Genomic DNA, 8,844 nt, shown 5'->3' with positions numbered 1-8,844 from the left:
TTCGAGGCGCGGCTCGGCATCGCGCGGCACGTGCTGGCCGACAGGTTGAAGAAGCTGGTCGAAGCCGGCGTGCTGGCGAAGCTCGCCTATCAAGAGCGTCCGCGCCGCGAGGAATATCGCCTGACCGAAAAGGGCCTCGACCTCTACCCCGCGATCCTCGCTCTGGTGCAATGGGGCGACCGGCACATGGCCGGCCCCGAGGGCGCGCCGCTCCATCGCATCCACAAGCATTGCGGCAAGGTCATGGAAGGCCGGATGGTCTGCTCGGAATGCGGCGAACCCGTCGCGGCGCGTGATCTTCGCGTGGAGCCAGGGCCCGGCGCGAGCGAGGACCTGCTCGCCGCGATCCGCTGAGCGTCAGCTTTTTACGGACGTCGCCTCGACCGGATCGCGTGCGAAATTATTGGCGATGAAGCTCACGATCACGAGCTGGAAGAAGTGGAAGAGCATCAGCGGCGCGATGATGAGGCCGAGCGCGGGATTTGCGCCGAACATCACTTTCGACAGAGGTACGCCCGTCGCCAGCGATTTCTTCGACGCGCAGAAAAGGCAGGCGATCTTGTCCTCGCGATTGAAGCCGAAGAACTTCGCCGGAATTTTCATCAGCTCGTAGATGATGAAAAAGAGCGTAATGACGCCCGCGATCATCAGCGCCAGCAGCGAGAGGTCGTGCGCGCTCCATATGCCGGCTTCGATCGAGTCGCAGAAGGAATTGTAGACGATCGCGAGAATGACTACCCGGTCGATAATCTTGAGCCAGGCGCCGTTGCGCTTGGCCCATTCGGCGAGCCAGCGATGCGCGATCTGGCCGAGCGCGGTCGGCACCAGCACGAGCAGCACGACTTTCAGGATCACGCTTTCGAGCGGCAGCGAGTGGCCGGTCGTGCGCATGTACCAGGCCATCAGGATCGGCGTCAGGAAAACGCCGAGAAAGGCCGAGAGCGTCGCGTTGAAGATCGCGACCGGCACATTGCCGCGGGCGAGCGAGGTCATCGCGACGGAAGAGGAGACCGTGCTCGGCAATGCTGCGAGATAGAAGAAGCCGAGCCAGACCTCCGGCGGAAAAAGGTCTCTCGCGAAAAATCCCGCCGCCAGCACGACGACCGGAAAAAGCACGAAGGTCGAAAGCTGCACCGCGATATGGACTTTCCACTTCGCGAAGCCCTCGCGCATCTTCTCCGGCGCAAGCGTCAGCCCGTAGAGAAAGAAGACGATGGTGAGGCCGTAGCTCGCCACCCATTCGACATGGAGCGGGCTGCCGGTGACGCCGGGCGCGGGCCAGAGGGCGGCTGCAGCGACGACGACGACGAGGGCGACCAGAAACCAGTCGAGACCGAACTTTTTCAACATGTCTTCCGCGCGCCTTCCGTCGATCGTGGACGAGCGACCTTATAGCCCGTCGAAGAGCGCCGTCGAAAGATAGCGTTCGGCGAAAGATGGGATGATCGCGACGATAATCTTGCCATTCATCTCCGGCCGGGTGCCGACTTCGAGCGCGGCCGCGATGGCGGCGCCCGACGAGATGCCGCAGGGAATGCCTTCCATTCGCGCTGCCTTGCGCGCCGTCTCGAAGGCGGTCTCGTTGCCGATGGTGACGACCTCGTCGATCAGCGTCTTGTCGAGATTGCCGGGCACGAAGCCTGCGCCGATGCCCTGGATCTTGTGCGGGCCGGGCTGGCCGCCGGAGAGGACGGGGCTGTCCTCCGGCTCGACCGCGATCATCCGGACGCCGGGCTTGCGCGCCTTCAGCACCGAGCCGACGCCCGTGAACGTGCCGCCCGTGCCGACGCCGGAAATGACCGCGTCGACCTTGCCCTCCGTGTCGTTCCAGATTTCCTCGGCGGTGGTGCGCTTGTGGATTTCCGGATTCGCCGGGTTGTCGAATTGCTGCGGCGAGACGGAGTTCGGATATTGCCGCATCAGCTCCTCGGCGCGGGCGAGCGCGCCCTTCATGCCCTTTTCGGCCGGCGTCAACTCGATCTGCGCGCCGAGCAGCGCCAGCATCTTGCGCCGCTCAATCGACATGCTTTCCGGCATGCAGAGAATGAGCTTGTAGCCCTTGGCAGCGCAGACGAAGGCGAGCGCGATGCCGGTATTGCCGGAGGTCGGCTCGATGATGACGGTATCGGGTCTGATCTTGCCCTGCAATTCCAGCGCCTCGATCATCGCGACGCCGATGCGGTCCTTGACGCTCGCCAGCGGATTGAAGAATTCGAGCTTCAGCAGAATGTCGGCGACGGCGCCCGCCTCCTTCGCCATGCGGTTGAGCCGTACAAGCGGCGTATCGCCGATCGTGTCGATGATGCTGTCATAGATGCGGCCGCGACCCGGAACCTTGTTTGTCATGCTCGCCTCCTTGCTGTGATCTTCAGATCGTGAAATCAGCTGCCGGAGCAGCGTTGGTGTCCGTTGCGCTCTCGGCGCGGCGGCAGAGGTCGTCCACGGTGATCTTGTCGAGCCGCTCCATCAGGTCGCGCTGCACGTCTTCCCAAAGCGGCGCGATGACGCGCTCGCCGAGTTCGGAAGGTCCGGTCGTCACGGGATCGTCGGCCGACTCCATCGCGCCGACGACGCGCACCACCTCGCCGACCGTGATGCGCCGCCGCTCGCGGGCGAGCCGGTAGCCGCCGCGCGGACCGCGCACACCCTTCAGAATGCCCGCATGAACGAGTTGCTGCATCACCTGTTCGAGGTAACGCTGCGGAATGCCCTGGCGTTTCGTGATTTCCTTCGACTGCACGGGATCGGGCCGTGCATTGATCGCGACATCGACCACCGCTTCGAGCGCAAGCCAGGTTTTCTTGGACAGGCGTAGCATCCGGCCGTTTCTCCTAGTTGCCTCGGGCGCCGACGCCGGTCGAGCCGAAGCCGCCCGCGCCGCGTACCGTTTCATCGAGCGTTTCGACTTCGGCGAGAAGGCCCTGCGTCACCGGGGCGATCACCATCTGCGCGATGCGCGTACCGCGCGTGACGACAAAAGGTTCGGCGCCGAGATTGATCAGGATGACCTTCACCTCGCCCCGATAATCGCAATCGATCGTCCCCGGCGAGTTGAGCACCGTCACGCCATTCTTGGCGGCAAGGCCGGAGCGGGGCCGGACCTGCGCCTCGAAACCCTGCGGCAGGGCGATCGCGAGCCCCGTCGGCACCAGCGCCCGGGCGCCCGGCGCGAGCGTCAGCGGCTCGGCGTCGGGCACGGCGGCAAGAAGATCCATGCCGGCGGCGCCTTCGGTCTCGTAGCGCGGAAGCGCGAGCCCCGCGCCATGCGCCAGCCGCTGCACGTTGACGTGAACGGTCTTCGTCATGGCTCAGGAATCCTTTTTCGTGAAATGGGCGAGGATGCGCCGCGCCAGCCGCTCGGCGACTGCCTGCTTCGGCAGCAGCGGCCAGTCCTCCTGGCCGTCTGCGGTGATCAGATGAACCGTATTGAGTTCGCCGCCCATCACCCCGGTCTCCGGCGACACGTCATTGGCGACGATCCAGTCGCAGCCCTTGCGCGCGCGCTTGGCGACCGCGTGCTCGACGACTTTCTCGGTCTCGGCGGCAAAGCCGACCACGAGCGACGGACGGTTCTTCGTCAGCCGCGACAGCGTGGCGAGAATGTCCGGGTTCTCGACCAGCTTGAGATCCGGTGCTTGTGCCCCAGGCTCTTTCTTGATTTTCTGCGTGGCATCCACATCGACGCGCCAGTCGGCGACGGCCGCCGCGCAGACCGCGACATCGACGGGCAGCGACGCTTCGCAGGCGGCGAGCATGTCCCGTGCCGTCTCGACATTGTGGACGGTGACGCCGGGCGGCGGCGGCAGATTGGTCGGACCGGAAACGAGGATCGTCTCCGCGCCGAGACGTTGCAGGGCGGTGGCGATCGCATAACCCTGCTTGCCGGACGAACGGTTGGCGAGATAGCGCACCGGATCGATCGGCTCATGGGTGGGGCCGGAAGTGACGAGCGCACGAATGCCCTTGAGCGGCAATTCGCCGGCAAAGGCGTTCTCGGAAAAATGCTGCTCGATCGCGGCGATGATTTCGGCGGGCTCGGCCATGCGGCCATAGCCGAATTCATTGCAGGCCATCGGGCCTTCATTCGGCCCCACGATCTCAATACCGTCGGCCATCAGCCGTTCGAGGTTGCGCTGCGTCGCGCGATGCGTCCACATGCGCACATTCATCGCCGGCGCGATCAGCACCGGCTTGTCGGTCGCGAGCAGTGTCGTCGTGGCGAGATCGTCGGCAAGCCCCGCCGCCATCTTGGCCATCAGGTCCGCCGTCGCCGGCGCGACGACGAGCAGGTCGGCCTCGCGCGACAATTCGATATGGCCGATTTCGGCCTCGCGGGTGAGATCGAACAGCGACTGGAACACGGCCTGCTCGCTCAGCGTCGCGACCGAAAGCGGTGTCACGAATTGCGCCGCCGCCTCTGTCAGGATCGCGCGCACGCTCGCGCCCTTGCCGCGCAGCCTCCGGATCAGCTCGAGGCATTTATAGGCCGCGATCCCGCCGCCGATGATGAGCAGGATGCGACGGTTCTGGAGCACATTGTCACTCACGAGAACGAAAACTCCGGCTGAGGGCAGGAATGCCCCGGCGATGCCCGACAGTGAAGGGGAATATAGGGTTCTACGCTGTAAATGTGGAGATAAATTATTTCTCCCATGTCGGGCGGTAAATATTCCCGGCCATGACGCCTGGGACCAGACGTCTCAGAAAATCCTGAGCAAGAGCAGGACGGCGACCGCGCCCGCAAGCGCCCAGACCAGGGCGGGTGCATAGGCGCGCCTGTTCTGCGCCCGGGCCAGCGCCTCGGTGGAGGCCGGATGGAGCTTCAGCCCTTCCTCGTCGATGCTCTCGGAAAAGAGCCGTGCGGTACGCTCCGCCCGGTCGAGCAATTCCGGCAGATGGCCGACGATGCGGCCGAGTTCGCGCGCGCCGGCCGCCGCCTCCTCGAGCCGCGTCTCGGGCGCCAGTCGCTCGATCATCCAGGATTTCAGCACCGGTTCGGCGCTGTCCCAGATGTTGTGATCGGGATCGAAATTCCGCGCCACGCCCTCGATCACCACCATCGTCTTCTGCAGCAGGATGAGTTCCGGCCGCGTCTTCATCTCGAATTGTTCGGTCACCTGAAAGAGCTGCGCGAGGAGCCGTCCCATCGAGACGTCGCGCGCGGGACGGCCGAAGATCGGCTCGCCGATCGCCCGCAACGCCTGCGCGAAGGTGTCGACGCTCTTGGTATAGGGCACATAGCCCGCCTCGAAATGCATCTCGGCGACGCGGCGGTAATCGCGCTGCACGAAGCCGTAGAGGATTTCCGCCATCATCCGCCGCTGCGTCGCGTCGAGCCGGCCCATGATGCCGAAATCGACGGCGACCAGCGTGCCGTCCGCGTCGACGAAGAGATTGCCCTGATGCATGTCGGCATGGAAAAAGCCGTCGCGCAGCGCATGGGTCAGAAAGGACTGGATGACCTGCCGCCCGAGCTTCTTCATGTCGTGACCGGCGGCGACGAGCGCCGGCACGTCGGAGGCGGGAATGCCGTCGATCCATTCGAGCGTCAGCACGTGGCGCGCGGTGAGTTCCCAGTCGACGGCGGGAACGCGAAAGCCTGTATCCTTCGCGACGTTTTCCGCCATCTCCGACATCGCCGCCGCCTCGAGCCGGAAATCCATCTCGAGTTTCACGCTGTCGGCGAGCGTCTGCACGGTCTCTATGGGCCTGAGCCGCCGCGCCGGCGGATAGACGCGGTCGACGACCTCGGCGATCCAGAAGAAGCTGTCGAGATCGCGCGCGAAGCTCGCCTCGATGCCGGGTCGCAACACTTTCACGGCCACGTCGCGGCCGGTCTCGTGCGTTGCGTCAGCCAGCGTCATGTCAGGATGCGTGCGCGCTTTGTGGACCTGCGCGATCGAGGCGGCCGCGACGGGTTCGCTCAGCGACGTGAACAGTTCCTCGACGGGCCGCTCGAATTCTTCCTCGATGATCGCGCGGGCTTGCGCCATCGGGAAAGGTGGCAGCTTGTCCTGCAGCCGCGTGAGGTCTGTCGCGAGGTCCGCGCCGATGATGTCGGGCCGCGTCGCCAGAAACTGTCCGAGCTTGATGTAGGAAGGCCCGAGCTTTTCGAGCGCGGTGGCGAGGCGCGTCGCGGGTTCGGCGCCGCCGGCCTCGGGCGCCGCCTCTTCCCAGGGCAGGCGAAGCTTTGCCGCGGCAAGAAGAAAGAGGACGATCCCCGGCATCTCGCCGCGCAGTTCCAGCGGGAACAATGCGTCGTGCCGCGCCAGCACGCGGCCGGCGCGGATGAGACGCGTGAGATTGCGGACCGCGCGGATCATGCGCTAGAGCCGCCAACCGGAATGCATCGCGGCGACGCCGCCGGTCACGTTCCGGTATTGTACGCGCGCGAAGCCGGCGGCTTCGATCATCGCCTTGAAACGCGCCTGCGGCGGAAAGCGGCGAATGCTCTCGACGAGATATTGATAGGGCTCGCCGTCGCCGGTCACCCATTTCCCCATCTGCGGGATCGCGCTGAAGGAATAGGCGTCGTAGATCGCGTCGAGACCGGGGACGGCGACTTGCGAGAATTCGAGGCAGAGAAAGCGACCGCCGGGCTTCAGCACGCGATAGGCGTCGGCCAGCGCCTGCTCTATATGCGTGACGTTGCGGATGCCGAAGGCGATCGTATAGGCGTCGAAACTGCGGTCGGGAAAGGGCAGCCTCTCCGCATCGCCGCAGACGAATTCGACGCGGGGCCCGTGCGCCTGCGCCTCGGCGCGGGCCTGGCCGACGCCGAGCATATGCGGATTGATGTCGCAGACCGTGACATGCGTGTTCAGGCCCGCCCGGTCGAGAATGCGAAAGGCGATGTCGCCCGTGCCGCCGGCGACGTCGATATGGTTGAAGACCCGGTCGCCGCGCGGCGGATTGAGCCAGTCGATCAGCGCCTGCTTCCAGGCGCGGTGAAGCCCGCCCGACATCAGGTCGTTCATCAGGTCGTAGCGCGAGGCCACATGCTCGAACACGTCGTGAACGAGCTTTGCCTTCTCGCCCTCTGCGACCGTCTTGAATCCGAAATGCGTCGTCGCCCCGCCCTCGGGCGCGGTCTCTTCTTGGCGGATATTCGTCGTCTTGCTCATCGGGCGGACCATAGCCTAGGGGCCGCAAGGGCGCTACTTTCGCCGTCGTCATTCGCAAGGGACAAAATGCCCGAACTGCCCGAAGTCGAAACCGTCCGCCGCGGCCTTGCGCCCGCGCTTGAGGGCCGCCGCGTCCGGCTGGCGACCCAGCGACGGCCGGACCTGCGTTATCCCCTGCCGGAGCGTTTCGCCGAGCGGCTGACCGGGCGGCGTATCGAGCGGCTCGACCGCCGGGCGAAATACATTCTTGCCCGCCTCGAAGGCGAAGAGGTGCTGCTGATCCATCTCGGCATGTCGGGCCGCTTCACGATCCATCCGCCGGCGGGCGGCAGGCTGGCGCCCGGCGAATTCCATCATGCTGCGCCGGGCGATGGCGCCGGCCTCGGCACGCATGACCACGTCATCCTCGACATGGAGGATGGTACCCGCATCGTCTATGCCGATCACCGCCGCTTCGGCTTCATGGATCTGATCGCCGAAGCCGATCTCGACGCCAATCCCCATCTCGCGGCGCTTGGCCCCGAACCTCTCGGCAACGAATTCTCGGCGGACGTTCTGTCGGAGCGGCTGAAGGGCCGTCGCGCCCCGATCAAGGCGGCGCTTCTCGATCAGCGCACCGTGGCGGGCCTCGGCAATATCTATGTCTGCGAGGCGCTCTACCGCGCCGGCATCTCGCCCAATCGCCTGGCTGCGAGTGTCGCCGGCCCGCAGCGTTCCGAGCGCCTTGTGCGCGCCATCCGCGACGTGCTGAACGACGCAATCGCCGCCGGCGGCTCGACGCTGCGCGATTACGCGCAGACCGATGGCGAACTCGGCTATTTCCAGCATTCTTTCGCCGTCTACGACCGCGACGGCGCGGCCTGTTCAAAGACCGGCTGCGGCGGTACGGTGAGGCGGATCGTACAATCCGGCCGCTCGACCTATTATTGCTCGGCCTGCCAGAGGTGAGCGGGCGGCATGAAGGGATCGCGTGAGGGGGATCGAATGTCGATGATGACGCGTCTCGCGGCCCCGGTCGCCGTGGCGGGGCTCGCGCTCTTTTCCGTGCCGGGCGGCGCTTCTGCCGCGGAGCAGGCAAGCGGCTATCTCGACGCCGTCGAGGACATGCCGTTGATGGAAGGCCTGCATGAAACCGGCGATGGCGGCGTGGTCTTCGACAAGCCCAACGGCCGCATCATCCGCTCGGTCGCGACGGGCAAGGTAGCGCCGGAAGCGGTGCGCCGCTTCTACGCGGACGCCCTGCCGCAACTCGGCTGGACACGGGCCAAGAAGCTCGAACTCATCAGAAATCTTCTGGTTTTCCGCCGGGAGGGAGAGCGCCTGGAAATTCAGACCGTTCCCGAAACGGGCGGGATGACGGAAGTGCGCTTCTCGATCGAGCCTGAATAGAGCCTGCCGGTCCGTCCCAATTCGTTAATTTTCCTGCTGGAACGGCGTTTTCCGGCCCCTCCGGCGCGGTTGACGCGAGGGGCCCCGCCCGCGTATAACGCGCGCCTCGAAAGAGCGGTGCCGTGCTTGACGTGCAGGGCCGCTTTTTCAAAGGCGCGAGGCCCCTTTGGCCGGAACTTTGTCACCGGAATTTCGGTGTCTCGCGATCCGTATGAAATTTTACGTTGGCATCGCGCGATGTCCGGCGAGACAAGGGTTCGAAGACGATGGCGAATACTCCCTCCGCAAAAAAGGCAATCCGCAAGATCGCGGCGCGCACCGAGGTCAACAA

At 65.3% G+C, this 8,844-nt stretch carries 10 protein-coding genes; 3 read left to right on the top strand and 7 right to left on the bottom strand.

All coding sequences use genetic code 11. From position 1 onward, the window contains the following. Positions 1 to 354 (top strand): helix-turn-helix domain-containing protein (locus VMR03_RS01640; RefSeq protein WP_325401625.1); only part of this gene is annotated, 354 nt, incomplete at its 5' end. A 3-nt stretch (positions 355 to 357) separates the two neighbouring features. Here VMR03_RS01640 and VMR03_RS01635 read toward each other — a convergent pair. From VMR03_RS01635 to ubiE, 7 genes are all read right to left on the bottom strand, one after another. Beyond that, positions 358 to 1,350, bottom strand: a complete 993-nt coding sequence (locus VMR03_RS01635) for a bile acid:sodium symporter family protein (protein WP_325401623.1) — start codon at positions 1,348 to 1,350, stop codon at positions 358 to 360. Between the two features lie 39 nt (positions 1,351 to 1,389). After that, on the bottom strand, positions 1,390 to 2,346 hold the full coding sequence (gene cysK, locus VMR03_RS01630; protein WP_325401621.1) for a cysteine synthase A: 957 nt from the start codon (positions 2,344 to 2,346) through the stop codon (positions 1,390 to 1,392). Between the two features lie 22 nt (positions 2,347 to 2,368). Further along, on the bottom strand, positions 2,369 to 2,818 hold the full coding sequence (locus tag VMR03_RS01625; protein WP_325401619.1) for an Rrf2 family transcriptional regulator: 450 nt from the start codon (positions 2,816 to 2,818) through the stop codon (positions 2,369 to 2,371). 13 nt (positions 2,819 to 2,831) lie between these two features. Continuing rightward, on the bottom strand, positions 2,832 to 3,305 hold the full coding sequence (dut, locus tag VMR03_RS01620; RefSeq protein WP_325401617.1) for a dUTP diphosphatase: 474 nt from the start codon (positions 3,303 to 3,305) through the stop codon (positions 2,832 to 2,834). A 3-nt stretch (positions 3,306 to 3,308) separates the two neighbouring features. Continuing rightward, complete coding sequence (coaBC, locus tag VMR03_RS01615) at positions 3,309 to 4,535, bottom strand: bifunctional phosphopantothenoylcysteine decarboxylase/phosphopantothenate--cysteine ligase CoaBC (protein WP_414693140.1); 1,227 nt, start codon at positions 4,533 to 4,535, stop codon at positions 3,309 to 3,311. Between the two features lie 165 nt (positions 4,536 to 4,700). Beyond that, positions 4,701 to 6,323: a 2-polyprenylphenol 6-hydroxylase gene (gene ubiB, locus VMR03_RS01610; RefSeq protein WP_325401613.1), complete on the bottom strand. Its 1,623-nt coding sequence runs from the start codon at positions 6,321 to 6,323 to the stop codon at positions 4,701 to 4,703. A gap of 3 nt (positions 6,324 to 6,326) precedes the next feature. Next, entirely contained in the window at positions 6,327 to 7,124 is a 798-nt protein-coding gene (gene ubiE / locus VMR03_RS01605; RefSeq protein WP_325401611.1) for a bifunctional demethylmenaquinone methyltransferase/2-methoxy-6-polyprenyl-1,4-benzoquinol methylase UbiE, read from the bottom strand. 66 nt (positions 7,125 to 7,190) lie between these two features. On the opposite strand from ubiE, the gene mutM reads away from it, so the two are divergent. Next, positions 7,191 to 8,072 (top strand): bifunctional DNA-formamidopyrimidine glycosylase/DNA-(apurinic or apyrimidinic site) lyase, encoded by an 882-nt coding sequence (mutM, locus tag VMR03_RS01600; protein WP_325401609.1) that lies wholly within the window; start codon positions 7,191 to 7,193, stop codon positions 8,070 to 8,072. A gap of 36 nt (positions 8,073 to 8,108) precedes the next feature. Continuing rightward, a complete protein-coding gene (locus VMR03_RS01595) occupies positions 8,109 to 8,513 on the top strand; it encodes a hypothetical protein (protein WP_325401607.1) in 405 nt (134 codons plus the stop codon). Positions 8,514 to 8,844 lie beyond the last annotated feature (331 nt).

This window comes from Parvibaculum sp. (genome assembly GCF_035511255.1).
Lineage (GTDB): Bacteria > Pseudomonadota > Alphaproteobacteria > Parvibaculales > Parvibaculaceae > Parvibaculum.
Note: the sequence above shows the minus strand (reverse complement) of the source record. Positions and strands in the feature narration are given on the sequence as shown.